Here is a 23,512-nt window from a genome sequence, read left to right as displayed (position 1 = left end):
AGCCTGCACGCAGAGAGCGGCATGCAGGTTCAGGTGAGCCTCGGCTCCTTCGTCACTACGCTGCGTCACGGAAGAGGGAGGTCTTGAAGGTGATGCCGGTACGCTCCTCGAAGCGTCGGATCAGGGCGATTGCTTCGTCGGCCGTGAACTTGGTGTAGAGGCCGTCAAGCGAGGGTGCCTGGTCCTTGAAGAAGGTCGAGGAGGGCTTCTCGATCGGATAAATGTCCTCGAATTGGAGGAGCATCAGGACGGTCTCATTGCCCGCGATGCGAATGGTGTGCAGGTCGTCGGCCTGGAGGTAATAGGACTCACCGTTCGAGAAGCGGAAGCGGGCCGCCTCGTATAGGCATTCCTCACCGGCAAAGGTGAAGCCATTGCCGCCGTTCATCGGCGTGCGGTACTCGAACCAGTTGAACATCTGACCCTTGGTCAGATCGTCGGTGCGACGGAACGTGACGTTCTCGACGGCGCCGGCAGCGACGTAGGTCTCAAAGTCGTAGCGGTGATCGTGCGGGGCGACGACCTCCGGCAGCTTGTTCACGTCACCGTCGAAGAAGTACAGCTTGACGGTTTCTGTCGGCGTCCGCTGGAGGCAGAGGTAGTGGAAGCCCTTCTGGTGCATGTCCTTGAAGGAATGTTCGACAACGTGGTCGATATCGATTCTCTTGGGCAGCGGCAGGTCAGTCAGCATGAGAGTAAACCTCTTGGAAGGAGATGCCTTCACCCGGCACAATGCCGAGTTCGTTCTTCAGGCCGGTCAGGATGAAGCCGACTGTCCGGACACGGATTTCGTGGATGTTCTGGCGGTGCGGCTTGCGCGTCGGGCAATAGAGCCGATGAACGACTTCCGTATCTCCACCACGAGCCAGCGCGACAGCTGCTTTCGTAAGTCGATCCGATAGGCGCGCATTGCTGCACCAGCGCAGCCACTCAAGGACACCAAGGGCTCGCTCGATGTCGTCTTTCTGGATGCCATATCTCGCGACCCCATCGAACGGCTTCATTCCCGACATCAGTCGGTTCTTCTCGATGTCGATCAGTTCGGCGCGGGACATGCCGACCATGTTCCAGCCACCTGATCGCTGGCCTGACGTCAGCCAGCGACGATCCTGGTCAGGCGTCTTGTCGATGACCTCGACGGCATCGACGAGCAGCTGCCAGATGACGTCGGAGTGGCGGACGCGATCGCCGTGAAGGGCCCAGGCCAACTTGCCACCGTAGGCAAGCCAGCCGAGAGCCTTCGTGCGATCCTCATGCGGGGACGAGGTTGTCATTCCGGATTTCCGAGACCGTGGGTTGGCCGCCGGAGGTCCGGCGACGGGTTGCGCGGTATTCGAAGAGGTTCGTTCCGATCCGGAGCTGCGTCAGGTGAAGCAGACCTTCTTTCGAGTCCTTGAGGACCCGATCCGCAACGAAGTTGAGTGCTTGGATGCGGGTGCGCAGTGCGGACCGGAGAACATCATCCGCCGGCACTTCGACTGAGCGGTCGAACTGGAGGTCTCCCTGCCAGTAGACCAGGACGTCACCCGCGGCGGCGTCCTTGACCCAGTCGTAGTACTCAGAGAGCGCGCCCGGACCGACTTCCAGGACGGTTCTCGTCATCACGCCACCAGCTTCGTCAGCAGATCAGCGTGGATGCCGACGAGAACGGTCATGTTCTCGATGACGCGGCCGAGCTGTGCGACGGCGCCGACCTTGTCCTCTTGGGGCATCTCGATCGGATCGAAGTCGAAGTCCGGATCGAACACGACTTCCAGCTCATCGTCCTCTTCGTCCTCGAGGTCATCCTCGTCGCCGCTGTCCCTGGCGAGGCCGAGATCGAACTCGGAGTTCAGGTTGCCATTGAGAGCGTCCTGCTCACCGAGGCAGACGCCTGGCGGACAGTCGCACAGGTCAGCCGGCGCATCGGCGATGCTGCCGAGCAAGCTCAGGAAGGTGATCAGCTCAGCGGGCATTCCGGCCAGGGCCAGAGCTTCCGGGCTGAGGTCGGCCGGGTTGAAGGCTTTCATTCGTACTCCGTTTGCAATCGTGCAAATCATTGAATTTGAAAAGGGGCGCCCTGGCACGCACAACCAACAGGGCGCCCCTCGGTATTCCCCGCTCAACGGGGAAGCTCAGAGCATGCCGAACCTCAATCGATCCAGCACGGACAGCCGATCGTTAAAACGGGATGTCATCATCCATGTCGTTGCGACCGCCGCCACCCGTGTTGCGGCTGTTGCCGCCACGGTCATCGCGATCGTCACGGCCACGGCTGCTGCCGCGGCTCGCACCGCGATCATCGCCACCACGGTCATCGTCGCGGCCACGGCCACGGGAGCCACGGTCATCACCGCCGCGATCATCGCGATCACGGTTCGACGAGCGGCCCGAGGAGCGGCTGCCACGGTCGTCATCGCGGTCACGGCTGTTGCCGCCACGCGAACCGCCACGGTCGCCGCCGTTGTCGTTGTCGAACGACAGCTTCATCAGCGCGTCGATCGAAGCGAAAGCGGGGATCACGATCTCGGTGGCGTAACGATCCTTGCCATCCTGATCTTCCCACTTGCGGGTCTGGATCTTGCCCTCGATGCGGACGAGGTCTCCCTTCTTGAGGTAGTCCTCGACGAACTTGATCGTGTTCTCATTCCAGACCACGATGTTGTGCCACTCGGTCTTCTCGACCTTCTCGCCGGTTCGCTTGTCCTTCCAGCTCTCGCTGGTGGCGACGCTGAAGTTGGCGACGGAAGAGCCGTTCGAGAGGTTCTTGACCTCGGGGTCTTTGCCGAGGCGGCCGATCAACTCGACCTTGTTCAAACTGGAAGCCATAGATCTTCTCTCCTTCTGTGGTTTGCATTAGCAGGTCGTTTGCATTCATGCAAGCGAAAAATTACGAAAATGGTTTGACAAACAGCCCGGTCCGCTCGTCAAACGACAGGGTTGCAATGCCGGTGTTGCCGGCGATCCGCTTGAGACGGACCTTGCAGATGTCGATCTCACGAGCATACGGGTCCTCCGGATCGCCGCTGTGAACGACGACGCCGAGATCCGCCTTGTTCGCCCAGTGGGCGGAGTCCGATATGTTGTAGAGACCCGGCTTCTGGTCTGCTGCCAGCTTCGTCGGATGCGCCACAACCACCACGCAGACGCCAAACTGTTTGGCGAAGCGCTTCATCTTCTTGATCATCTTGCCGACGTACTCGGTCAGCGAGAGGTTCATGGGCCTGTTGTGCTCCAGCTCGTTCCACGGGTCGATCAGCAGCAGCTTCACGCCGTCGCGGAACACGGCGGTTGCCGCACGCTCCAGCAGGAAGTCGACGTCAATGTCGAAGTCCGTGGTCTCGTCGTAGTCGATGAACTGGAAGTAGCGCTCGACGAATGCCTCGGCCCGCTTCTTCTCCTCGAACGTCCAGTCCTTGCGCGGCTTCTCCAGGAAGGCCGTCATCAGCTCGTGCGCCAGGAACGGCTTGACGTCCTTTTCGCCCGAGAAGATCGCGACCGGCCACTTGTGCTTCTTGGCGAGCAGCACCGCGGCCTGGTTCATCAGCGTGGACTTACCGACGTTCGGTACGCCCGTGGCGATGACGAACTGGCCGGCGTAGAACTTCATCAGGGCGTCCAGCTCGTCCGACAGGCCGATCTCGCACATGACCGGGATCTCCATCTCCGGATAGTGGGAGAGGCGGAACAGACCGGTGACGGGCCAGGGCTTGGCATTGTCGATCATCTCCCGGACGCGCTCGGCGCCGAGATACTGCTTGACCTCGTTGAGGTCCTTACAGGCTCTGAACTTGCCCTTGTTCTTTTTGTCGGGGACAACCTCGTCGCTGGGGTACTCGGTCCATAGGCACTTGGCCGCGCCGATGCGTCTGACCAGCTCCTTCGCCAGTCGGCGGCCGGGCTCGTCACCATCTGTGCAGATGATGTGGTGCTTAACCTCCATCAGCTGGCCGTAGAGCCGAGCCATGAAGGCGAACTTGTCGTCGTCCTCGGGATCGATATCGCTCGCGTCATCAGGGACGTGGATCAGCTTGCCCTTGGCGTCGCGGGCCGGCGGCGCCCCATCGGGCACTGAGATGATCGTCTCGTAGCCGGACTCCTTGCCGGCCTGGACGTCGAACTCGCCCTCGCACCAGATCAGCGACTCCTGCCCCTCGCGGAGCATGTGCATCAGGTCGGGATCGAACAAGACGTCGGCGTTGAACACCGTCTTCACGGCGTCCTTGCGCTGCATGAAGCGTCTCTGGCCATCTTGCGACCAGCGATACTTCGTGTTCACCTCTTCGCCCTGCTCGAAATAGGGCCAGCAGAGGATGTTGCCATTCTCGTCAGGTACGATTGACCCATCGCGCAAGCGACGCCCGCTGTAGAGCCCCATAGCCACCGACATTTCCACGTTGAGGCCGCGGTCCTCGATCCCCCTCGCGTGTTTTTCGCTTAGACTCATTCTCTGATCCAACCCATCCGCAATTTTTGCAGTTCCAAACGACGCCACTGTTGTCGATCTTCACCGACAGGCAGCGGATTTTCTTGTGAGCGCCCTTCCGCTTGTGCGAGCACTGCGGACAGAGCGTGTACTGGTTGCCGAATTTGATGGAACGAAGCTTGATCCCTTCCTCCGACAACACCTTCTCGATGTCCACGCCGGCCATCAGATCGCGACCCGCTTGGTGCTGCGGGGTTTGTCCGGCGGGCTTTCGCTTTCCCACTTAGCCTTCTTCAGCCAGCGGAAGGCATGCTGGATGAATTGCTCGTTCTCGCGATCCTTCTTGACGTCGGCGTTCATGCGGTCGGCGTACCACTTGGTGCCGGCCAGGATGTCCTCGAAGGCGACCTCGTCCTCTGCATGGATCCGATCCAGTGCAGCTATGGCTTCCTTCCGGCTGTTGCCCCGACGCTTCGGATAGGCCTTCCAGAACTGATCGCGATAATCCTCGGGCCACACATGCTTGCGCGGCTTTGCGGTTCTCGCTTTCGGTTCATGGTGGGGTTCTAAGTTATGGTTCAAGGTGTCATCCTGGCCAACACCCCTCTGTTCGCCAGCATTACAGCCGGAGTCATCCTGGCTGACTCCCCTGTCATCCTGCCGAACACCGGGGGTGTCATTCTGCCGAACACCCTCAGGCCGATCTTTCCGCGGTACGAAGGGCGGGCAATTATCGGGGTCTTTGTAGAAGAGAGTCTGATCGACGGCCGGATTCTCGTCGATGAGGAGGTGATATTCTGACGACCTGGTGCCGCCATTGGCGTGCTTGCGGCCGGTCATCTCGATTAGACCGATGTCCTGCAGCTTGCCGAGATTGATGTTCACTGTTGGCCGGCTATAGCCTGTGATCAGCGCGATGATCGATTGCCGGGGAAAGCAGGTGTCCTCATCACCCGCGAAGTCGGCCAGCGTTCTCAGGATGTTGCGCATGGTCGATGTTACTTCCTCGCACGGCCCAAGGTGCTTGGCCCAGTTGATTGCTCTGATGCTCATGATGTTCCGATAGTTGCTCGCCGGTTTGACACCGTCGCGAGGGTGGTGTATTTGCACGAATGCAAATCAAAATGCAAGCCACGACATGTGGTTGCTGCGTCTTTCGAGTCACACCAGGGAACTCATGAACCGCATCCTCGTCGCCGGCCTCGACCCGGCGTTCGCCGGCTTTGGCATCAGCAGACTGTGGCTCGATCTAGATACCCTGGAGTTCACGTTCGACCGGTTTCGGACCATCTGGACCGAGAAGCTGGCAGGCAAGAAGAAGGTCGTCAGGCAAAACTCCGACGACCTCCGCCGTGCGATCGAGCTGCACGACGGGCTTCACGAAGAGCTGAAGGGCTGCACCGTAGCCTTCGCGGAAATCCCATCAGGATCGCAGCGAGCCCGCGCCGCCTACGCTTTTGGCGTGGTGGTCGGCATCCTGTCATCGGTCAAGATCCCATTGATCCAGGTTATGCCCCTGGAGACGAAGCAGGCGTCCGTGGGGAGCAAGACTGCCGAGAAGCCTGAGATCATCGCCTGGGCGGCGAAGCGCTTCCCTGAGGCTCCCTGGCAGCTCTACGAGGCCGATACGCGGAATAAGACCGGCAAGATCGTCAACCGGGCCGGAGACCTGCACATCGACAACGAGCACGTCGCGGACGCCTGCGCAGTGCCGCATGCTGGCATTCACACGCCTGAGTTCAAGCAGCTGCTTGCACTGCTGAAAGCGACTCAACTAAACTGTGGTTGATAAGCCAACACTTGTCACCCCGGACAACAGTCTGATATTGCCGGCTTTTCCAACGTTTTCAGAACGTAAGGAGAACAAAAAAACATTTGCAATCCGTCGAAACCTTCGGTATTCGGCCTCGTTAGCATCCACGCAAACGATGGGGTCCGACACGGATGTCTGCAAATAACATGCTTTTGAGAAGTGATTGACCGTTCAAAATTGCACACACGGACCCACCCGGGTCATCACTAAGAACTTGTTATGCGAACCATGTTGGTGGAGGATCGCAAATGGCATTGTCGGCGTCCGGTATGAAAAAAGCCCAGACTACGAAGGAAATCGTGATCGAGTGGATCGATCACATTCTGGACCGCAAGAAGTGGACCGGAACAGATCTCGCTCGGGCGGCAGAGTTGGCTCCGTCGACGATCCTGCGCCTGCTCAACAACCCCAAGCACCCTTTCGTCCCGACCGTCTCGACCCTGCAGAAGATCGCCACTGGCTCCGGCTATCCGATCCCGAAGAAGGTGATGGCCGCACTCGGAGCGGCGGAGGGTGAGGGGACAGCGAGCGACGAGCCGGAGAACGTTCGGCGCGTGAACTTGCGGCCAGCTCGCCAGCCGACCGTCGAGCTTCGACATGTGTCCTCGCTGCCTGCCGCGCTACAGTCTGCGGCAAGCCCACGCCGTGAGGGTTACGCGCCGGCTCCGCCACAGCTGGAGGGGGATGAGACGGCGTTTGCGTTCCACATGCCGGACAACTCGCTTGGTAACTGGGCCAAGACCGGCTGCCTGATGTATGCCACCAAGCGCCGCGATCCCGTTCCTGGTGATCTGGTCGTGATCACCGACAAGAACGAGAAGACTCGCGTTCGAATGCTGTTGGACATCACGGAAGCCGGACTGAAGTTGTCGAAGTCGATGCCCGAGAAGGAAGACGAGACGCTTACATTCGACGAGATCAGCGAAATCGCCATCGTGGCGATGACCTGCCGGATCTGATAGAGGGTCGCCGATCGGCGGCCCTCACTTCAATTCAAACATCTTACTGACGCGATCAAGCATCTTCCTGATCGTTTCTGGTGGCGACGTCATCACGTCGATGTTGAAATCTTCTTCGAGCTTGGCGAGCTGTTTGAGCCAGGCCTCGGCCTCGCTCACTGCTGCGCGGTCGACCTGCGGCTCCCAGCGCAGCCGCTGGACCTCAATGGCCGTCTTCTGGATCTCGAAGTCCAGATAGTCCAGAAACTCTCGCAACTGGACCCTGACCCGATCGATCGCCGGCTCGATCACCATCAGAGAGTCGCAGATCTCTGACATGATGAGCGGAAGTCGATCCTTGAAGTGCGCGTTGATCGGACGCGCCAGCGGTGGCTTTGGTGCGGCGACGTCACTTTTCATCATCATCAACTTTCCTTGGTGCGTAGTGCTTTCATACGACCGCGGCTGGCGAGCACATGGAGATCAGCCTTGGTCGGCTTGAAAGGCTGTAGCCCGCGATCAATCGCGGACAGCGCGAGCGCCGTCGTTTTGGTGGCGCCGTTGACCTCGTATTTACCGACCGCCTGGGTCGTAAGCCCGAGCCAGTCGGCAAGATCTGCCTGCGTCAGATTGCGAGAAACGCGAAACGCCTTGACTTCGTCGCCGCTTAGAAACTTCTTCGAACTGTTGGCCAATTTCCTGACCTCACACAATGTTCTACGACCGCATTCGCGCAGGTCCTGTTTCGGAAAGAGCCGCCGGCAGGTGGGCGCACCACCATGCCAGCGACACCGGTTCATTCAACACAAGCTGGAACTGGGCGGCTACCGATACCGCAGGCGGGGCACCATCTCCTGGCGCCCCCCCTGTTTTTCAGCGTACGCTCGAATGTTCTCGACGCTCCAGGAAAGAACTGAGCGACGTGTATCCGACTGCCAGCGGCAACAGCAGCCTTGACCAGGGGCGACCCGCGCCCGGCCAGATGCTGCTGAAGTCTTCGTTCAGGGTGATCGTCCTCGCAGAAGCCGATGTAATGACCCGCATGTTTGTAACTCGGATCGAAGTGAAGGACATAGACGCTCATTTGCTTTCCCGCAATGTGCATTTTTGCGCTAGGCAGCTTGTGCAATCGGCGCAGGCCTGATTTGCGCTTGGCGCCCTCGTGCCCACTGATCGCGAACTTCCAGTAGAAGCTGCGCGCGGGGCTTCGGCTCGGTTGAGACCTGGCGCCATTTCGGGCCAGGCTTGCAAAGCGCCCACACCACGAACAGTGCAGGCATCGGCTTCGGCTTCATTGGGACTCCTTGGCTTTGATGAAGTTGTTGATGGGGCCGTCCAGTTCGTCGAAGACGTTCACGATCGAACGGTCGCGCTCGCTGTTGACCCAGATCACGACGGTCACGGCGACACCCTGGTCATTGGTGTACCGCTCGATGTGATCGACAGTGCCGACAGCGCCTGTCGGCATCGTGTGTTCGATGTCCTCGTGGTCAGCGCCCATCGTCTCGATGAGCAGCTCGACGTCCTGACCAGGTACAAAGCCGTGCCATTCCTTCAACAGGTCAGGCATCGACCTTGCCCTCCAGCTCGGCGGAGAGCTTGAGAGCGCCGGACAGCACGCTCTCGATGTTCATGGTGTGATCGCAGATCACATCCCATCCGTACTCGCCATAGACCAGGAAGACCCAACCCACCGACTTGCCCCCCTTGCAGAGGTAGAGCTTGTCGGAGTCTGTTGAGAACATGGCGCCGAGAATCATCTCTGCGTCGTCGCTGTCCTTCAGCGGAAAGTCCATGCCGTCGTAGACATCGATTTTATAACCCGCAGTTATGGCGTCTTCGATGATCTTGCGAGCGATCTGTCGCTCGGCTTCTGCAATTTTCATTCCGTACTCCTCAGGCGAAATCGAGTTCGCCGTATCCGTCTTCTGTGAAGCGGTTCGATCGACGATGTTCCCCGGATCGCCGGGGAGAAGACCTCCGTTCCCCTCTGCTGGTGTTGATGACCTCGCTGACACTGGTGTCATCGAAGTCTTCATCGAGCAGCGTGACTGTGTCCCAGCTGTCGTCTGCCGGTCGTATCGGCCGCCTTTTCATACTGCCTCCTTGGCGCGCTCGTAGTTCTTCGCGCCTGCTCCGTGAGCGATGATGGTGATGTCAGCCTTCGCTGCAGACCGCGCGCCGCCGCAGAGCATGCACTGGGCGCATTGGGTGGCCTTGCCCATCTCCTTCGAGGCAGGGCAGTGGCCTTCGCCGGTCAGCTTGGGGTCGGTCCTTCCGCGAACACGGAAGGTGCGGAAACCGAGAGCCTTCGCTTCCTCGCGATCATGCTCACTGTCGCATGACGCCATGCAGAATGCCGAAAGCATCGGATACTGGCGCCACAGATGCGTGTAGCCGGACAGTTCGGTCACCAGATCGAGCGCCTGCTCCCAGACCGTGAAGGGGACTGCTCCGGGGTCGCCGTAAGCGCCGAGCCGAACCTTGCGGTGAGCCAGCAGCTTGCGCGCCTTGGCGAGGGGAATGTCGGGATAGATGCCGCGGGAGAACGCATCCCAGACCACGCGCGGGCCCTGGAAGAGGGTGACGTAACAGGAGCGACCCACGTTCTTGCGCTCGCCGGTCTTCGGATCGGTGACGACCTTGCCGCGGTGAGCGCACCCGGCGCAGATCGATACGTCAGCGCCAATCTGAACCGCGGTGAGGGGGTTCATATCGGAACGCAGGACATACACCTGAATCATGCTGCCGGTTTTTGAATTGTTGCCACCTGTAAGAAGCCCAGTGGCGATGACGACGATTGGTTCACCGTCCACCTCGGACGGACCTCGATAGAGAACGAATCCGTTCATTTGTCTCTCCGTTTGCATTCAAACAAACCCCATGCCAAGCCAAGCCACGCCGGGCCTCGCCATTGGGTGCCCAGCCATGCCTAGCCATGAATTAGTCAAGCCATGTCAAGCCTTGCCCGGACAGGACGCGCCACGCCGCGCCACGCCCGACCCAGACGAGCCATGAATTAGTCCAAGCCTCGCCCCGACACGCGGAGCCTTGCAATGCCCTGCCGAGCCATGCCTTGAATGAGTCCAAGCCCATCCGCGACTTGCCCGGCCCAACCTGGCCTTGCCAATCCTCGAATTAGTCCAAGCCTTGCCTGGCCTCTCCTAGTCTGGCCATGCCCTGCCATGAATGAGTCCAAGCCATGCCAAGCCCTGCCTTGCCGAGCCATGCCCCGCCTCGCCGAGCCATGAATTAGTCCAAGCCATGCCGCGTCAAAACACGCCAGGCCTTTCCTCGCCGTGCCTAGCCTCGCCTTGAATGAGTCCAAGCCTTGCCCCGTCATGACAAGTCCAGCCGTGCCTCGCCATGCCTTGTCCTGAATTAGTCCAAGCCACGCCGTGCCCCGCCATTACTTGCCCTGCCGCGCCATGCCTCGCCTCGCAAGGTAGCTGGACCGGATCTTCTGAAAATCCGGCCCATGGTTCGTCAGGTGTTTCGTCCACTAGACTCGATCGCCTCGATGCGTCGCCGCAGCTCGGAGATTTCGTCGGACGTCGAACTCTGCACCTTCTTGTTGGTGATCTGCGCCTTTCGCAGTTCGTCGACTGCAGACGATACCTGGTTGAGACGCTCATCGTGCATCACTGCGATGGTGGCGAGTGTGACCAGGCCGCCTTCGACCTTGTCAGCCCACTTGCGATCCTCGGGTGACATGATCGAGCGGTCTGACAGCTTAACGAGATTGAGGCCTCGTTTGATGCTGCGGACACCGCGCTTGCGATGGTTCTGGCCGATCTCGACCTGCTCGACTCCGGCCGTCAGACGGTAGCCGTCTCCGCGATATGAGCGCAGAACACAGTGTCGCGTCTTCGCCAGCTCGTTGCTGGCACGATTGACGGCCGGATAGTACGATTGCAGCTCGCTGCCGACCAGGACGCTCTTTAGGCGATCGTGGCTGGCAACATCGCCGATCGAGATCTCCTTCGCGTCAATCATTCTGACGACCTCATCGTATATGAGGCGCCAGATCGGACGGCCATCGTTCCGTTTTGCTGTGAACGCCATTTTTATGCCGCCTCCTTCGCGACCTCGCTGACCAGTATCTTGGTTTCGTAACGGCCCCAGCCGTTGACGCGGTTGTCGCCAAGGCCCTCCACGCGACCGGCCAGCTTGACGATTTTCTCGAAGGCGTCGAAGTCGAGCACTTCAGTCATCAGTTCCCAATCGATCACGACTGCCCAGTTGCGGAAGATCGGGCGAGTGCGAACGACGCGACTGGTGCCAACAGTGACCAAGGTCTGATCCCTGAAATCGTCGCGCTCTAGCAGCTCTTCCGGCGTCTGTGGGCCGGTGAAGATGAGGGGAACATGGATGTCGAGCGGAGACAGAGCGCGGCTGACAGACTTTCCTTCCTTCGTGATCTTGGCGGCGCCCAGGAACGACTTCAGGACATTTGCTGTCGGCATCACGATCTGATTGTCGTGGACGTAGAGCGATCCCATCCACTCGAGGCGGGCCATGTCGCGCCGGTCGTCTTCGGTCTTCTTGCGCTTTTTCGAGATCTCGGCGATCCGCTTCGCCCAGACGTTGTCAGGGTTAGCGAGCTGAATGTTGTGCAAGAGAAGTGGCTTGGTGCCAGTGATGGTGGTGCGGATTTCCATGGTGACGGTCCTTTCAGTTAAAAGAATCTCGGTTCCGTGAGCGCCAGTTCTTGCTGGGCTCGTCGGAGCTGGTTGGTGACGATGCGAATCTGCTTGCGCTTCCGGGCCTTGAAGTCGTTGATCGCGTCTTCTTCGGTCTCGGAGAACTTCTTCTTGAACGCGGTGAGCAGCTGAAACTCTCCGCACACCCAGGCGCCCTTGGGCGTCCGGCGATCGACGGGGTACCAACGAAGCTCCAGGCGAGGGTCAGTGACCCCGTACTGCTCGCGGTCCGCGTCGATGATGTAGGAATAGCTCTGGGCCTCGCACCGCCAGAGGACATCGCAGCCCTCTGGCGGCTTGCCGTGCGGATAGTGCAGCTTCACGCCGCCTTCTCCTTCGGCTGCTTCTCGTTGTCATTGACCGCCTTCTGCTTCGGCAGCGGAGGCAGGAGGTCGATCAGCTCACCCATTGAGCGGGTGGCTGCGACGTATTGGAGGTTCTTCTCCTGCTCTTGCTCCCAGTCTTGGGTGGCATACTTGGACGGACAGGTGTTGAACCGGTCGAGCCAATAGACCCGCTTCCATTCCCGGCCTTTCGATCGGTGGATGGTCGACAGCGTCAGGATGCCGGTGACGTTGTCAGCGAAGATGTTGTCGATGTAGGCGACGACGTCGGTGATCCGAAACAGCTTGGCCTCACGGCAAGCGTCCATCACGACCTTCAGCGTCTCGACCTTGTCCTCGGCCTCCTGGACCTTGGCCATCTTCTTCTTGGGCAGCCACTTCGCCCGTTCCTTCTCCAGCCACTCCTCGAGTTTTTCTTCGAGCGCGGAGATGTTGGAGATTGACTTCCAGCGAGTCGCCAGCTTCTTCAGCTGCTCGCCGATGTCGCGCCCCTCGATCCGGCAGGGGATCTTGGCGCGGATCAGAGCGAATGCTGCGGTGACGAGCGGCCGGGTGTTGCGGCAGAGGATGGCGGCGTCACCGTCGAGACGAGCCGGGTTCTCCATCATCTTCTCGAACGACTCCAGCGTGACCGATCCATCGGGCGAGGAATCGTGAGCCTGGATGTGGCTGACCCAGGCCTGAGCCATCTTGACCACGTTCTTCGGACACCGGTAGGTGACCGTCAGCGGCATCTCCTTGGCGCGGAAGTCCTGCTTGATGATCTCGATCGAGTCGTTGTCGGCGCCCGTGAAGCCGTAGATCGCCTGATGTGGATCGCCGACAGCGAACAGCCGGCCGCGGGGCTTCATCAGGCAGCGGGCCAGCAGACGGCGAACCGTGTTGGTGTCCTGCGCCTCGTCAATCCAGACGTTGTCGAACTGCCAGAACCTGATCTTGTAGAGCAGGGGAAGGTAGATCATGTCGTCGAAGTCGATGATCTCCGGCTCGGAGTTGGAGGCCTTCAGCACCTCGATCGCCAGCTCGATCAGGGCGTCGGACTTTTTGGCTAACTCCTCGCTATCGAATAGGTCGAAGTGCTCGACAATGTCCTCCCAGATAGAGGTGTCGTCGATGTGGCCTTCGCCTTCGATTCCGAGGCCGCTCTGCTTGGCGAGCGATACCAGGTGGCAAACCACCGACATGTGGAAGGCCAGCTCAGGACTGATCTTGTTGCTCTCGACCCATGCCGCGGTAATGTTGGCGACCTTGTCCTGAACGACGCGGACCTTAGGGAAAGCCTTGCGATAGTTCCGCAGGCCGATCGCATGGACCGTGGAGGCCTCGGCCTTCTTCCAGTCGATTCCGGCCTTCTGGAGCTTGCCCTTGATCTCCTCGGCAATCTTTTTGTTGAAGGCGAGGATGATCGAGGAGCCGGTCATTCGCTCGACGGTCTTGAGGATGGTGGTCGTTTTGCCTGCGCCGGCAACGGCGATCAGGACCAGGGAACTTGTGCCGTTCCAGGCCTCCTGCATGAAGGCCGACTGTTGCGGCGATGGAACAAAGATAGCGGGGGCTTGCATGGTCCTCGTCTCGATCGGGTGTGGGTGACGGTTAGCATTGTGTTTGCATTCAAGCAAACAAAAAATCAAACGTCGACGGTTTCATTGGTCAGTGCCGCAGCCATCTGCTCAGGAGCGAGGCTGGCGACCAAGCCGGGCATCTCATGCTGCCGCAGCAGCTTCAGAGCCTTGACGATGCGGTTGGCCATCTCCTCGGATCGCGGCTTGGCGACCAGCTTGCGGTCCTCGAAGATCAGCCAGCAGTTGTCGTAGATGTCCTGGATCGCGAACACGACGTCGTTGTCGCCGAAGAAGACCGACTTGATCTCAGGCGTCAGGTACTGCGACTGCACCATCGACGCATAGCAGTGCTTGCTGAGTAGCCCCTTCTCGATCAGGCTCTTCGCCGAATTGACGTTGCCCTTCGAAAGGTACAGCGTGTTCATAGGATCGGCCAGCACACGAGCGACGATGCGCTCCTGCAGCTTAGTCAGCGTCTTCTTAGACATGGATCACCTCCGGAGATAGGCTGGGCCATACGTGCCCATGTTGGCGAGGCCGTTGTGTTCGTCGAAGATGTTGCCTCGGGCGTGCTTGGCCGGCTTGGACCAGCTCGCCGGCATCAGGACGTCGCCGGTATTCTTGTCGACGAAGGCGTGGACGCTTCCATCACGACGGACGCGCCAGCGAACCTTCATCTCTTCGAGTTTGAACTCCGGCTTCGGGAGACGCGGATAGTGCTGCGTCATGTGCTCGTGGTTGATACGCTGACAGCCTTCGAAGAAGGTCTGCAACGCAGGTCCGAACTCGCGCTCGAACTTGGTCAGAAACGGTGCGGGTGGCATTGCATTCTCGGTGGGGTTTGCAGGCAAACAAACGGCCGGGCAGCATGAGCCACCCGGCCAGATGTCGATTACAGTTCGGCGACCGCCTTGCGCAGATCGTCGAGCGACATGTTGGAGAGCTTCTCGTCCTCCTTCACAGCGATCAGCGAGAGCAGCTTCTGCTTCTTCTCGCGGTCGGCCGCCGCCGTCGCAGCCTTCTCGGCCTCAGCCTTCTTGGTCTCGACGATGTGCTTGACGATATCGAAAGCGAGCTGGTTCTCGTCGTCCTGCTTCGTCGTGGACGTGCTGAGCCACGGCAGATCGTCATTGGTGGTGCTCTTGAGCCGGGTGTTCAGCTCGCGAGCGATGGCGGTGAGGTCGGCGCCGCTCTTTGCCTTCGTGGAGATCGGAAGATCCCACACCTGCTCGACCGACAGAGCGCCGATCGGGGAGGGAAATCGAAGCTTCAGTCGGGCAGCCTTTTCGAACAAGTCTGACATTGTAGTCCTTTCCTTAGAAGACGACCTTGAGGGTCCGGTTGAAATTGCCAGCCACCTTGACCACGAGGTCAGCACGCTGCGTGCTGGAGAACCCGAGGCCGCTGACCTGGTCGGCCGACTTTTCGGCCTTCATCTTCGAGCCGACGAGGTTGATGACCTTGCGGTGCGGTTCGAGGTCCTGACGCAGGAACTCGTTGTAGAAGCCGCGCGCTTCGCCATCGTTCTGACAACCATCGATCATGAAGAAGTAGTGCTTGTTGCCCGCACCGCTGTTGCCCCAGAAGTTCGGGGACAGCATCACGGTGTTGACCTTGTGGAAGTCCTGGGTGTCGAGGCCCCAGATCTTCTTGGTCGACTGGGTCGACGCCATCGAGTTGAGCATCGTGAACACGCCATTCCGCAGCTCGACCCGGGCGACGGTGACCCATTCCTTCTGCTTGAGCGGAGCGGGATGCTCGAACTCGTAGGTGTTGCCGGCAAACTCGATCTCGGCGCTGAAGCCGGAGTCGGTCGGCTGGCGGTGCGACCAGTTGTGGATCTTGAAGGTGTAGACACCCTCCGGCATACGCTTCAGGTCGGGGAACGTGATGTTCTCGACCGGAACGTAGCCAGCAGGCGCGGCGTCGACATAATCGACGTCCTGGATGCCGCCCGATAGGTGATCGTTGCGCTGGTTCCAGCCGATGCGGCGTCCGGCGGGATACCGATCGTGGCAGCCGTCCTTGTGCTCTCGCGTCCCGGGCATGAACACATGCAGGTCCATCAGGCTGGCATTGCGGCCCAGGTGATTCCACATGTGGGTGAACCGCAGCACGCCGTCGACGCGACCGCCGCGCTCCTGCACCTTCTGGCGCATGGACGAGTCCGCCATGTCGCCATTGTAGGACCACGAGAAGTTGTTGCCCCACTTGAACAGCGGCTCAGCGGTCGGATCGACCGGCGCGATCAGGCTGACCAGATTGCCGACGTGGCGGTTCTCCAGCATCACCTCCAGCGATTGCGCCCGTGGCACGACATCGGAGAGAAACTTCTCGATGCCGATCTCCTCGACCTTGTCGAGCTTGCGCACCGTCTTCTTGACCGGCAGGCTGTCGAAGACGTCGCCAGCGATCACGCTGCGGACCGAATGGTCGGCGAACAGGATGTCGGCCGCGGAGATGTCCGTGAGCCTGGCATAGCGGCGCTCCAGGGCGGAGGTGAGGCCCAGCTCCTGGACGGTCTCCTTCGCCTTCTTGATCATGGCCGGCGTTACCAGCGCGGTCGGCCGCTTGTAATTCTCGGGCGCCATGATCGACTTCTCGAACTTCCGGACCGCGTCCTCGAGTTCCATGCCTTCCGACAGGTCGATCAGCAGCGTGCCGATGCCGGTATTGCGAATGCGGGTGACAGAGCCGGGGTTCGCCTTGATGGCCAGCCAGATCCACGGATCTCGCGCGCCGTCAGCCAGTTGGTCGTAAGCCTGCTTTGCCTTGCGGAAGGCATCGACCGCGAACTTGTGCTCGGTGCCACGATAGAGCGAGTTCTGACCGATCAGCTCCAGGACGGTGTCGACCGCATCTATCGTCAGCTCAGTCAAGCCGCGCTTGAAGACGTCGTAGGTCGAGCGCGTTTCGCCGAGGCGCGGACCGATCTTCGCCTTCGCCACGATGACTTCCTTCGGCATGCGAACGTGGAAATGCTCCCAGGTCTGGACCTTGCCGAGGACGTCTTCGAAATTTTTGTCGGTGCCGGCCGAAGTCTCCGAGGTCAGAAACTCGTTGACAATCGGCTTCGACTTAACGACCGACGCCATCACGGCGGAGACTGCGGCGTAGGTCGGGTCGCTGATCGCGCCATCCCAGATGGTCACGATGTTGTGGTTGTCGTCGATCGAGACGACGTTACCCACCGCGCGGATGAACTGGCGGCAGCAGCTGCAATCGTGCTCTGTGCGCTCGCGGTACACCGGATTGGTGCCGGCCGGGAAGGCGCCGATATAGGTTGACCAGAGGTCATCCTTCTCGACATCGGTGCAGAAGAGCTTGCCGGCGCTCATCGCCTTGAACTGCTTGGCGACGGCGTTTTTGAACAGGCAAAAGTCCATAGTGGCTCAATCCTTGATGATTTCTTTGATGGATGCGTTGGCGACGAAGCCGAGGAAACCGTCCTCGGACTCGACCATGATCGTCTTGTCCGTGTCGTCACGGTCGGAGTCGCCGACCATGTAGATGCCGTCCGGCGCATCCTCGTCGCCCTCGACGCGGACCTTGTCGCCGGGATTGACGACGAGGACCCGCATTGCGTCGGGGTTGGAGGCTGCCTTGTCATGCCAGACCTGAGACAACTGCTCCCCGTCCAGGAATAGGCCATCCTCGCTGAGGACAGCCCTCCCTTCGGTGGCGTCATTCACCGCAACGCGAACGTCCGTGAGGCGGACTATTTCGTCTTCGTCGTCACACCCTTCGGTGAGGCGAGACTTCACCTGATCGAATGCCGGGTGATCCACCGCCAGGGTCCACGGACGACCCTTGGCGAGGAAGAAGATGGACGTGTCGGTGATTACGCTGCGGATCATGTTGCGCTCCGTTTGGCCTTAGGCCGCTTCTTCGAATTGGTCATCGAGGAGGTCTTCGACACATCCGATGACCTCCTCGTTGTCGTTGGCGGGCTCGGGTCGGGCGAGCAGCTCGAAGTAGTGGTTGAGCTTGCCGGCCTTATCCTGACCGCGGTGGGTGTAGTCGTAGGCTTCGAGAATGCCCTTCAGCAGCATGTATTCGTTGCAGAGGAGGGCGTAGCGACGCTCGATCGCGGCGATCGGGCAATCGACTTCCGGCTTGTTGACCTCGACGCCGATCTTCCTCAGCACCGAGAAGGCGCGGTCGCTCTCTGTCGACGCCGTGGAGTTGGTCTCCAGTTGCCGATAGAGGGTCTTCAGATCGCGAATGAACGCCTGGACGTTCTCAGGCGCCTTCATGATCCGCATCCGAGCCAGTTCCTGGAGGTTGTGGTTCAGATTGTTGAGCGACTTCTTGTGCAGCCCGGTGAACTCCGCGACGTTCACGCGGCTCCGGATCGCCTCGATCATGTCATCGGCCAGCATGCTCCAGTCACCCGGAACCTCCTGGTCGATCGACTTGACGAGGATCACCGTGCCGACTTCGAGAAGACCGAACTCGACTGCGGCCATCGTGAAGCTCTCGACTTCGCTGAAGCCGATGGACCCGATATGAGCGTCGTAGATCTTGTACCAGTCGTTGCCACCGCGGCGACGGCGGTACGAACCGGGGGTGCTCTCGACCATCAGGCCGCCCTCGGCCAGGTCGACGTCCTGGGTGATGCGCTGGAGCCGGCCGCCATTGGTGACGACGAGCGTCTTGCGCTTACGGATCGTCTTGCTGACCCGCTTGGTGACCGGCACCTTGTAGGTGTCGAGATCGACGATCTCGGGATTGCCGAGGGCATTGATCACCTGGTCGCGGAACAACCGCTTGCAGCGCACCCAGAGGACCTTCTTCCCGACCAGCTGGGCCATGTGGAATCGGCTCAGCGAGTAGCTCGGGTTGTGCTCGATGACGACCGTGGCATCGGACGCCCACTTGGTTCGGACCGTGCAGTCCTCGAACTTGTCGAACTGCTGCCAGCCCTCCGAGAGGGTGTCCATCTTGCAGTTGTCCTTGCTGAGGTGCAGCTGGATGATGCGATCATTCCAGCGGACCACGTTTCGCAGGCTCTGCTGCCGGCTGCTGCCGAGCATCTCGGTCTCGGTCTCGAAGATGTCCGCCGCCTCGAACAGGGTCTCGGCCGCGTCCACCTTGGTCTGGAGCTGGCTGATGAACGTATCCTCGTACTGCTTGACGAGAGACTTCAGCGTGGTCCGGGTGGTGTCGTCATAGGCCAGCTCTTCTCGGGACAGCGTGACCTTGAGCGAGCCGATCGGGGCGTCGAACAGCACCTCGTCGCTCGTGTCGAGGAAGCCGCTGTTCTCGATCTGGCGCAGATCGAAGGGGTACATGACGCAGCCCATGCGAACCCGCGGACCGTAGAACGGCACGCTCTGGCCCTTGAACTTCGTCCAGTTCTCGCCCTCGGTCTCGACGACCGGGTCTTTCCAGCTGACCGCTTCACGCGGGAAGATGTTCGGACGCGGGTTGAACGACCACAGGATGTCGCGTGCCCCCTGGTGGAAGTCGTCGATGTCCTCGCGGCGGACAGCGAACGAGACGTCCAGTCCGTTTCGCTCCTCGGTCGGAGCCTCAGCCATCAGGCGCATGACCGGCGCGCCGTCCTGGGCCAGCGAGAGCACGTAGGCTCGCATGACGCCGTCGTGGTAGGATGTGACGTAGTAGGAGCCGGCACCGGTATCGCCGATCAAGTAGGCGAACGGGCTCTTGGAGCCGAGGCCCCAGCCGCCGACCTGGTCGTTGGTGGCGCGCTTGGTCGAGGCGTAGAGGCGAGCGTAGACGTTGACCATCTGCTCGTGGGTCATGCCCGGGCCGTAGTCACGGACACGGAACACCGGGTTGAGCCGGGTGGGAAGATGAACCTCGAAGTCGCCGCGGGATGCGTCCCAGGCGTTAGTCGACAGCTCGCGGATCGGATAGCGGATCTTGTCTTTAGCGAGACCCGAAATCTGAGCGTAGAAGGCCACGCTGTTCGCCTCGAAGGCGATCTTGATCTCGTCCTGCACGCCGGTTGCAACGTCGACGTGATCCTTCATTCCAAGCTTCATGTGGTCAGTTCCTTGTTCGTGTTGTCAGGTTGAGATCAGGAGGCCTTGCTGAACAGGTCGTCGACGTCGTCGAAGACGCTGCCCAGGGTGGGCTGCTTCTGGCCGTAGATCGCATCGTGGAGCTGATCGAAGGTGACGCCCGTGTTCTCCAAGAACGCGGCGACCTTGTCGGCGTGGTGCCAGACGAGATCACGCAGGGTCTCCTCCCGGCGGTAGCGCAAGCTGCCGAAGGAAGATTTCCCAATATCCTTCATCGTCAGCTTCCGCTTCTCGGGCGCTAAAGGGTCGCGTTCGATCACCACCTTTGACTGATCGAACTGGATCATGTGGTTGCGCAGCTCGATCAGATGGTGGGTATCGAGCGCCTCGTGCGGCCGGTGCTCGTTGTAGTAACCGACCGCGATGTTGGTGCATTCCGCCACCAAGCCCCGGTACTGCTTGGTATCGGTCAGCACGCCCTTGTCGGACGGCTTGAACCGGTTCGGCAGCTGCAATGCCACAGAATCTGCGAAAGCATCGGACGCCGTCCTAACGCCCTGGTGCGTGATGATCTCGGTGGTGCCGCGGCGGTCAAAGGCGATGGCTGCCTGGATGTTCTTGAGTAGACCTGGCTCCTTCTCGACGATGGCGCGAGAGCCAACGCACCCGATCTCCTCCGCGAAGTGGAACACGTACAGGCCCGGCACCTTCGCCTTGATCATCTCCGACATGATCCAGACACCAGCGGCGCAGTCGGCGCCGAGGCAGCTGGACTTGGAGTTGGCCGGCAGCGAGATGAACTTCCCGTCGTAGTCCACCTTCTGATAGCCCTCCGAGTGGTGGACGCTGTCGGTGTGCGACGACCAGAGCACTGTCGGATCGTTGCCGATCGTCAGGCGCCAGTTGCCGTGCTTGTCCATGGTCGCGCCCAGCGGGATGATGAAGCGCTTGATGAACTCCATCTCGGAGCCGGAGCCTGCCGGGCGCCGGTAGGAGAGCATGGAGATGATGGTTTCGATATCAGACATGGATGTCCCTTAAGCAGCGCGGCGGCGGCGATTGAGGAGGAGGTCGTTGACGGTGGGTTGGTTTGGGTCGAGCAGCTGGACCTCATCGACGATGAAGCCGTCTGCGGTGTTGCCGCTGAGGGTGGCGATGGCCGTGCGGTCAGGCCCAGAAGCCGGATCAATGCCGATGATCTTTTTTCGGCTGCGAGGCTTCTTCGGCGGCTCCTTCGGCCCCAGGTCGACCTCGTCGTAGTCGGCGTTGAGACGATGAACCCACTTGCCGGGCTTCTTCTCGATCAGCTCGGACTTGGGCCAGTGCTGGCCGTTCACGGAACAGGTTTCGCCGTGCTCGGCGAAGTATTCCTTCGACCAGCGCTGACCGTCGCCGAGGATGACGATCTCGGTCTTGGGCCAGGTCTTGCCGCTGCCGTCACAGGTGAAGGCATGTCGCTGGATCGCTGACGCCGACCAAAGCTCGTCGGCGCCATGCACGTACCGCATCTCGCGGACCTGCACTGCGATGTTCAGCTTCGGACAGAGGGCTTGGATATAGGCTAGACCGCTCGACGAGCTGGTTACCCAATGATCGCTGTTCTCGCGAGCCTCGACCGTTTCGAAGTAATCGCCCTTGTCGATCGCCACGGTGATGTCGTCGAAGTAAGGCATGACGAACGCATCGCCGTGTGGCACCTTCAGGAGGCGTGCCCCGACAAACACGTTCTTCTTGGCGTTGGTGCCCTCGCGCAGGTCAATGTAGCCTTCGTTCGCCAACGCAGTCCGCATCGCTTCGACGGCGCCATAGCACCGGCCGTGAAGCTTCTTCTCAGGCCAGCACAAAGCACGGGACTGGATGCGACCACGGTTGTTCTTGGTGTAAGCTACGGCCAGATCGCCAGCGCCGTAGGGCCCTGTCGGCCACATGGGTAGGCCGTTGAAGTTATGGTCGCCGTCCATGCAGGAGTCGGGACCGTTCTTGTAAACGTACTCGATTTCCTCCGGCGTCCTGGCGTAGAAGATCTCGCCGCTGGGGTCGATCGCAGCGATCAGCGTGCGGCGCCTGGCGTCGGTGATGTCTGCGCTGCCCTGAACACCGCCCTCGTAATAGGCGGTGATATAGCGACCTGGCTTGATCGCCGTGAATTTCTGGATGATCCCGTTATCTTCGCTCTCGATGTAAGCGATCATGCTGGGATCGTTTGCCCATAGGTGGGCGAAGTGATCCGTGATCGGCGGCAGGTCCCACTTCTTGGGAAGAGGGGTCAGCTCGCCGGACTCGAGCTTGGCCTGGATGGTAGCGCGCCAGTCGCCGGCCTGCGCCTTGCGTCGGCATTGCACCTTCGCGCCAAGCTTCGTTGCGGCGTCCTTGGATGCCTTGGCTGCATCCGCGCCCTTGTCGAAAAGTCCGTAGTCGGGCAGCGGCGTCTCGACGAGGTTGTTGTCGGCGTCGCGGTCCAACCTGACCAGGTAGAACATCGTTTGCTCCGTTTGCATTCAAGCATGCCGGCAGGCATGGCTTTCCCGTTGATTGGCCCGCGGAACCCCAATTTGGCTCCGCGAACCGCGACCAGCTCTGTTTGCATTCAAGCAAGCAAAAGAGCAAGTGAAATCTCAGCCCAATCGAGGGCAATGTGCTGCAGGTCTATCCCTTGAATTGAAAAGGCGAAGCCAGAAGACGGCATCGCCGAATTTGAGAACAATCATTTTTGACGCCTGTTTTTTTACTCTTACTTTCCCGCCCAGAAGTCAGAGGTCTTTGCAATGGTGAAGCTTTCAGTTCGAGTTCAGGTTCAGTCTCGCCGGCTCACCGCATCGGCCGGCTCTCTTGGTTCAGTCCTCCTTGTCCACGTAGTCGATGATGAATGTTGCAAGGCCATCTTCGTGGGCTGCGTCGCAGACCTCGTCGATGCTCTTGTACTTGCCGTGCCAGCGCTTCCCGGGCCACTTCGCCCTGAGAGTTCGGTCCGGCGTCAGCCTGGCGCTGAGCACAGGCTTGCCAGCTTGTTCGTCTGAGACGTCGGACATGTCACTCGTCCTTCCAGTTGATGGTGAGTTCGCCGCCGAAATACTCGACAGCCTTGGCGATACGATCCCACCGAAGCGGGGCGCCCTTCTTGACCGCTGTGATGCAGTCAGAGGCGAAATAGTTCTTGGTTCCAAGCTCCCGATCGAGCGCCATGATCGTCATGCCGTCTTCGAGGCATCGATCGCGGATCGCGTCGATGATCTGGTTGCCCGTGCGGGTGTGCGGCTTGCTGCGTGAGCGCAGCTTGATGCCGAGCGCCTTGGCACGGCGGAACACCGTGTCGTAGGTGCGCCCAGGCATCTGCTTGGCGATGTCGGTGGCGCACAGCGTCTCGGCCAGCCGCCGCAGCTTGCGGTCCTCAACATCGTTCCATGCGGTCGGCCTGAGATAGGTCCAGCCGGTCTTGTCTCTCATCGACACGATGGACGAATGAGAGCGTCGCGGCAGCAGCTTCATCAGCTGTGTGGCCGACTTGTCGCGGCTATCCTTCAGGACGTTGCGCTCGGCGTCGGTCCATGGGATGCCGCCGGTTCTGATGACCTTCGGCTTAGGCAAGCGCTCGCTTGTAGGAGTCAACGAAGCGACGCTCGCTCCGCCGATCTCGACCGCGCTTAGTCTTTGCAAATGGTTCATGGTGACGTTTCCACGTACTGGCCTCCATCAGGAAGCGGAACGCAGCTCCGAGGCTACGGGCTGATCGCGACCCCCTATCGCAGGGGTGCCTCAT

Annotated in this window: 29 protein-coding genes; 3 read left to right on the top strand and 26 right to left on the bottom strand. The window is 60.3% G+C overall.

Annotation, left to right across the window (positions count from 1 at the left end; all coding sequences use genetic code 11):
• Nucleotides 1–55: 55 nt before the first annotated feature.
• The 7 genes from ACNJX8_RS31135 to ACNJX8_RS31105 all read right to left on the bottom strand — a co-directional run bounded on the left by ACNJX8_RS31135 (nt 56) and on the right by ACNJX8_RS31105 (nt 5,395).
• On the bottom strand, nt 56–691 hold the full coding sequence (locus tag ACNJX8_RS31135) for a hypothetical protein (RefSeq protein WP_439357941.1): 636 nt from the start codon (nt 689–691) through the stop codon (nt 56–58).
• On the bottom strand, nt 681–1,274 hold the full coding sequence (locus tag ACNJX8_RS31130; protein ID WP_439357940.1) for a hypothetical protein: 594 nt from the start codon (nt 1,272–1,274) through the stop codon (nt 681–683). Before ACNJX8_RS31130 ends, ACNJX8_RS31135 begins: the two co-directional genes overlap by 11 nt.
• Entirely contained in the window at nt 1,252–1,602 is a 351-nt protein-coding gene (locus ACNJX8_RS31125; RefSeq protein WP_439357939.1) for a hypothetical protein, read from the bottom strand. The genes ACNJX8_RS31130 and ACNJX8_RS31125 overlap by 23 nt, the downstream gene beginning before the upstream one ends.
• A complete protein-coding gene (locus ACNJX8_RS31120) occupies nt 1,602–2,009 on the bottom strand; it encodes a hypothetical protein (RefSeq protein WP_439357938.1) in 408 nt (135 codons plus the stop codon). The genes ACNJX8_RS31125 and ACNJX8_RS31120 overlap by 1 nt, the downstream gene beginning before the upstream one ends.
• 151 nt (nt 2,010–2,160) lie before the next feature.
• On the bottom strand, nt 2,161–2,808 hold the full coding sequence (gene ssb, locus ACNJX8_RS31115; protein WP_439357937.1) for a single-stranded DNA-binding protein: 648 nt from the start codon (nt 2,806–2,808) through the stop codon (nt 2,161–2,163).
• Between the two features lie 61 nt (nt 2,809–2,869).
• Nucleotides 2,870–4,426 (bottom strand): DnaB-like helicase C-terminal domain-containing protein, encoded by a 1,557-nt coding sequence (locus ACNJX8_RS31110; protein WP_439357936.1) that lies wholly within the window; start codon nt 4,424–4,426, stop codon nt 2,870–2,872.
• A 204-nt stretch (nt 4,427–4,630) separates the two neighbouring features.
• A complete protein-coding gene (locus ACNJX8_RS31105; protein WP_439357935.1) occupies nt 4,631–5,395 on the bottom strand; it encodes a hypothetical protein in 765 nt (254 codons plus the stop codon).
• A 187-nt stretch (nt 5,396–5,582) separates the two neighbouring features.
• Here ACNJX8_RS31105 and ACNJX8_RS31100 point away from each other — a divergent pair, with 187 nt between their 5' ends.
• Nucleotides 5,583–6,194, top strand: a complete 612-nt coding sequence (locus ACNJX8_RS31100; RefSeq protein ID WP_439357934.1) for a hypothetical protein — start codon at nt 5,583–5,585, stop codon at nt 6,192–6,194.
• 293 nt (nt 6,195–6,487) lie between these two features.
• Nucleotides 6,488–7,177, top strand: coding sequence for a helix-turn-helix domain-containing protein (locus ACNJX8_RS31095; RefSeq protein WP_439357933.1), 690 nt, complete (start codon nt 6,488–6,490; stop codon nt 7,175–7,177).
• Nucleotides 7,178–7,201: 24 nt separating this feature from the next.
• On the opposite strand, the gene ACNJX8_RS31090 is transcribed toward ACNJX8_RS31095, so the two are convergent.
• Nucleotides 7,202–7,576, bottom strand: a complete 375-nt coding sequence (locus ACNJX8_RS31090; protein WP_439357932.1) for a hypothetical protein — start codon at nt 7,574–7,576, stop codon at nt 7,202–7,204.
• A gap of 5 nt (nt 7,577–7,581) precedes the next feature.
• Nucleotides 7,582–7,851 (bottom strand): helix-turn-helix transcriptional regulator, encoded by a 270-nt coding sequence (locus ACNJX8_RS31085; protein WP_439357931.1) that lies wholly within the window; start codon nt 7,849–7,851, stop codon nt 7,582–7,584.
• A 17-nt stretch (nt 7,852–7,868) separates the two neighbouring features.
• Here ACNJX8_RS31085 and ACNJX8_RS31080 point away from each other — a divergent pair, with 17 nt between their 5' ends.
• Nucleotides 7,869–8,300: a hypothetical protein gene (locus tag ACNJX8_RS31080; RefSeq protein ID WP_439357930.1), complete on the top strand. Its 432-nt coding sequence runs from the start codon at nt 7,869–7,871 to the stop codon at nt 8,298–8,300.
• Nucleotides 8,301–8,447: 147 nt separating this feature from the next.
• Here the strand turns inward: ACNJX8_RS31080 and ACNJX8_RS31075 are convergent, their stop codons facing one another.
• The 17 genes from ACNJX8_RS31075 to ACNJX8_RS30995 all read right to left on the bottom strand — a co-directional run bounded on the left by ACNJX8_RS31075 (nt 8,448) and on the right by ACNJX8_RS30995 (nt 23,340).
• Entirely contained in the window at nt 8,448–8,726 is a 279-nt protein-coding gene (locus ACNJX8_RS31075) for a hypothetical protein (RefSeq protein WP_439357928.1), read from the bottom strand.
• Nucleotides 8,719–9,042 carry a hypothetical protein gene (locus tag ACNJX8_RS31070; RefSeq protein ID WP_439357927.1) on the bottom strand — a complete coding sequence of 108 codons (324 nt, stop codon included), beginning with the start codon at nt 9,040–9,042 and terminating at the stop codon, nt 8,719–8,721. Before ACNJX8_RS31070 ends, ACNJX8_RS31075 begins: the two co-directional genes overlap by 8 nt.
• A 207-nt stretch (nt 9,043–9,249) precedes the next feature.
• Nucleotides 9,250–10,008, bottom strand: a complete 759-nt coding sequence (locus ACNJX8_RS31065) for a hypothetical protein (RefSeq protein ID WP_439357926.1) — start codon at nt 10,006–10,008, stop codon at nt 9,250–9,252.
• A 634-nt stretch (nt 10,009–10,642) separates the two neighbouring features.
• Nucleotides 10,643–11,152, bottom strand: coding sequence for a hypothetical protein (locus ACNJX8_RS31060; RefSeq protein ID WP_439357925.1), 510 nt, complete (start codon nt 11,150–11,152; stop codon nt 10,643–10,645).
• A gap of 71 nt (nt 11,153–11,223) precedes the next feature.
• A complete protein-coding gene (locus ACNJX8_RS31055; RefSeq protein ID WP_439357924.1) occupies nt 11,224–11,817 on the bottom strand; it encodes a hypothetical protein in 594 nt (197 codons plus the stop codon).
• A gap of 17 nt (nt 11,818–11,834) precedes the next feature.
• Nucleotides 11,835–12,182, bottom strand: coding sequence for a hypothetical protein (locus tag ACNJX8_RS31050; RefSeq protein ID WP_439357923.1), 348 nt, complete (start codon nt 12,180–12,182; stop codon nt 11,835–11,837).
• The gene (locus ACNJX8_RS31045; protein ID WP_439357922.1) at nt 12,179–13,765 is read right to left on the bottom strand and encodes a UvrD-helicase domain-containing protein; all 1,587 of its coding nucleotides are present in this window, start codon (nt 13,763–13,765) and stop codon (nt 12,179–12,181) included. The genes ACNJX8_RS31050 and ACNJX8_RS31045 overlap by 4 nt, the downstream gene beginning before the upstream one ends.
• A 65-nt stretch (nt 13,766–13,830) precedes the next feature.
• A complete protein-coding gene (locus ACNJX8_RS31040) occupies nt 13,831–14,253 on the bottom strand; it encodes a hypothetical protein (protein ID WP_439357921.1) in 423 nt (140 codons plus the stop codon).
• 3 nt (nt 14,254–14,256) lie between these two features.
• Nucleotides 14,257–14,589: a DUF7717 family protein gene (locus tag ACNJX8_RS31035; RefSeq protein WP_439357920.1), complete on the bottom strand. Its 333-nt coding sequence runs from the start codon at nt 14,587–14,589 to the stop codon at nt 14,257–14,259.
• A gap of 68 nt (nt 14,590–14,657) precedes the next feature.
• Nucleotides 14,658–15,068, bottom strand: a complete 411-nt coding sequence (locus tag ACNJX8_RS31030; RefSeq protein ID WP_439357919.1) for a hypothetical protein — start codon at nt 15,066–15,068, stop codon at nt 14,658–14,660.
• 13 nt (nt 15,069–15,081) lie between these two features.
• Nucleotides 15,082–17,151, bottom strand: a complete 2,070-nt coding sequence (locus tag ACNJX8_RS31025; protein ID WP_439357918.1) for a hypothetical protein — start codon at nt 17,149–17,151, stop codon at nt 15,082–15,084.
• Between the two features lie 6 nt (nt 17,152–17,157).
• Nucleotides 17,158–17,622: a hypothetical protein gene (locus ACNJX8_RS31020; RefSeq protein ID WP_439357917.1), complete on the bottom strand. Its 465-nt coding sequence runs from the start codon at nt 17,620–17,622 to the stop codon at nt 17,158–17,160.
• An 18-nt stretch (nt 17,623–17,640) separates the two neighbouring features.
• Entirely contained in the window at nt 17,641–19,776 is a 2,136-nt protein-coding gene (locus ACNJX8_RS31015; RefSeq protein WP_439357916.1) for a hypothetical protein, read from the bottom strand.
• Nucleotides 19,777–19,811: 35 nt separating this feature from the next.
• Nucleotides 19,812–20,783, bottom strand: a complete 972-nt coding sequence (locus ACNJX8_RS31010; RefSeq protein ID WP_439357915.1) for a M28 family peptidase — start codon at nt 20,781–20,783, stop codon at nt 19,812–19,814.
• A 9-nt stretch (nt 20,784–20,792) separates the two neighbouring features.
• The gene (locus ACNJX8_RS31005; protein ID WP_439357914.1) at nt 20,793–22,235 is read right to left on the bottom strand and encodes a hypothetical protein; all 1,443 of its coding nucleotides are present in this window, start codon (nt 22,233–22,235) and stop codon (nt 20,793–20,795) included.
• Between the two features lie 354 nt (nt 22,236–22,589).
• A complete protein-coding gene (locus ACNJX8_RS31000; RefSeq protein WP_439357913.1) occupies nt 22,590–22,784 on the bottom strand; it encodes a hypothetical protein in 195 nt (64 codons plus the stop codon).
• 1 nt (nt 22,785) lies between these two features.
• On the bottom strand, nt 22,786–23,340 hold the full coding sequence (locus tag ACNJX8_RS30995; protein ID WP_439357912.1) for a hypothetical protein: 555 nt from the start codon (nt 23,338–23,340) through the stop codon (nt 22,786–22,788).
• Between the last annotated feature and the right edge of the window lie 172 nt (nt 23,341–23,512).

The organism is Bradyrhizobium sp. SPXBL-04 (assembly GCF_051853035.1).
Lineage (GTDB): Bacteria > Pseudomonadota > Alphaproteobacteria > Rhizobiales > Xanthobacteraceae > Bradyrhizobium > Bradyrhizobium zhanjiangense.
This window is presented reverse-complemented; position numbering and strand designations above follow the sequence as displayed.

Excerpts from the sequence above, each read along its gene's own strand:
- ACNJX8_RS31035 (WP_439357920.1), bottom strand. The coding sequence starts at position 14,589 with ATGCCACCCGCACCGTTTCTGACCAAGTTCGAGCGCGAGTTCGGACCT.
- ACNJX8_RS31045 (WP_439357922.1), bottom strand. The coding sequence starts at position 13,765 with ATGCAAGCCCCCGCTATCTTTGTTCCATCGCCGCAACAGTCGGCCTTC.
- ACNJX8_RS31025 (WP_439357918.1), bottom strand. The coding sequence starts at position 17,151 with ATGGACTTTTGCCTGTTCAAAAACGCCGTCGCCAAGCAGTTCAAGGCG.
- ACNJX8_RS31105 (WP_439357935.1), bottom strand. The coding sequence starts at position 5,395 with ATGCGCAACATCCTGAGAACGCTGGCCGACTTCGCGGGTGATGAGGAC.
- ACNJX8_RS31075 (WP_439357928.1), bottom strand. The coding sequence starts at position 8,726 with ATGCCTGACCTGTTGAAGGAATGGCACGGCTTTGTACCTGGTCAGGAC.
- ACNJX8_RS31095 (WP_439357933.1), top strand. The coding sequence starts at position 6,488 with ATGAAAAAAGCCCAGACTACGAAGGAAATCGTGATCGAGTGGATCGAT.
- ACNJX8_RS31010 (WP_439357915.1), bottom strand. The coding sequence starts at position 20,783 with ATGTCTGATATCGAAACCATCATCTCCATGCTCTCCTACCGGCGCCCG.
- ACNJX8_RS31055 (WP_439357924.1), bottom strand. The coding sequence starts at position 11,817 with ATGGAAATCCGCACCACCATCACTGGCACCAAGCCACTTCTCTTGCAC.
- ACNJX8_RS31130 (WP_439357940.1), bottom strand. The coding sequence starts at position 1,274 with ATGACAACCTCGTCCCCGCATGAGGATCGCACGAAGGCTCTCGGCTGG.
- ACNJX8_RS31005 (WP_439357914.1), bottom strand. The coding sequence starts at position 22,235 with ATGTTCTACCTGGTCAGGTTGGACCGCGACGCCGACAACAACCTCGTC.
- ACNJX8_RS31030 (WP_439357919.1), bottom strand. The coding sequence starts at position 15,068 with ATGTCAGACTTGTTCGAAAAGGCTGCCCGACTGAAGCTTCGATTTCCC.
- ACNJX8_RS31065 (WP_439357926.1), bottom strand. The coding sequence starts at position 10,008 with ATGAACGGATTCGTTCTCTATCGAGGTCCGTCCGAGGTGGACGGTGAA.
- ACNJX8_RS31015 (WP_439357916.1), bottom strand. The coding sequence starts at position 19,776 with ATGAAGCTTGGAATGAAGGATCACGTCGACGTTGCAACCGGCGTGCAG.
- ACNJX8_RS31100 (WP_439357934.1), top strand. The coding sequence starts at position 5,583 with ATGAACCGCATCCTCGTCGCCGGCCTCGACCCGGCGTTCGCCGGCTTT.
- ACNJX8_RS31060 (WP_439357925.1), bottom strand. The coding sequence starts at position 11,152 with ATGATTGACGCGAAGGAGATCTCGATCGGCGATGTTGCCAGCCACGAT.
- ACNJX8_RS31000 (WP_439357913.1), bottom strand. The coding sequence starts at position 22,784 with ATGTCCGACGTCTCAGACGAACAAGCTGGCAAGCCTGTGCTCAGCGCC.
- ACNJX8_RS31040 (WP_439357921.1), bottom strand. The coding sequence starts at position 14,253 with ATGTCTAAGAAGACGCTGACTAAGCTGCAGGAGCGCATCGTCGCTCGT.
- ACNJX8_RS31135 (WP_439357941.1), bottom strand. The coding sequence starts at position 691 with ATGCTGACTGACCTGCCGCTGCCCAAGAGAATCGATATCGACCACGTT.
- ACNJX8_RS31020 (WP_439357917.1), bottom strand. The coding sequence starts at position 17,622 with ATGATCCGCAGCGTAATCACCGACACGTCCATCTTCTTCCTCGCCAAG.
- ACNJX8_RS31125 (WP_439357939.1), bottom strand. The coding sequence starts at position 1,602 with ATGACGAGAACCGTCCTGGAAGTCGGTCCGGGCGCGCTCTCTGAGTAC.
- ACNJX8_RS31070 (WP_439357927.1), bottom strand. The coding sequence starts at position 9,042 with ATGAAAATTGCAGAAGCCGAGCGACAGATCGCTCGCAAGATCATCGAA.
- ACNJX8_RS31110 (WP_439357936.1), bottom strand. The coding sequence starts at position 4,426 with ATGAGTCTAAGCGAAAAACACGCGAGGGGGATCGAGGACCGCGGCCTC.
- ssb (WP_439357937.1), bottom strand. The coding sequence starts at position 2,808 with ATGGCTTCCAGTTTGAACAAGGTCGAGTTGATCGGCCGCCTCGGCAAA.
- ACNJX8_RS31080 (WP_439357930.1), top strand. The coding sequence starts at position 7,869 with ATGTTCTACGACCGCATTCGCGCAGGTCCTGTTTCGGAAAGAGCCGCC.
- ACNJX8_RS31120 (WP_439357938.1), bottom strand. The coding sequence starts at position 2,009 with ATGAAAGCCTTCAACCCGGCCGACCTCAGCCCGGAAGCTCTGGCCCTG.
- ACNJX8_RS31090 (WP_439357932.1), bottom strand. The coding sequence starts at position 7,576 with ATGAAAAGTGACGTCGCCGCACCAAAGCCACCGCTGGCGCGTCCGATC.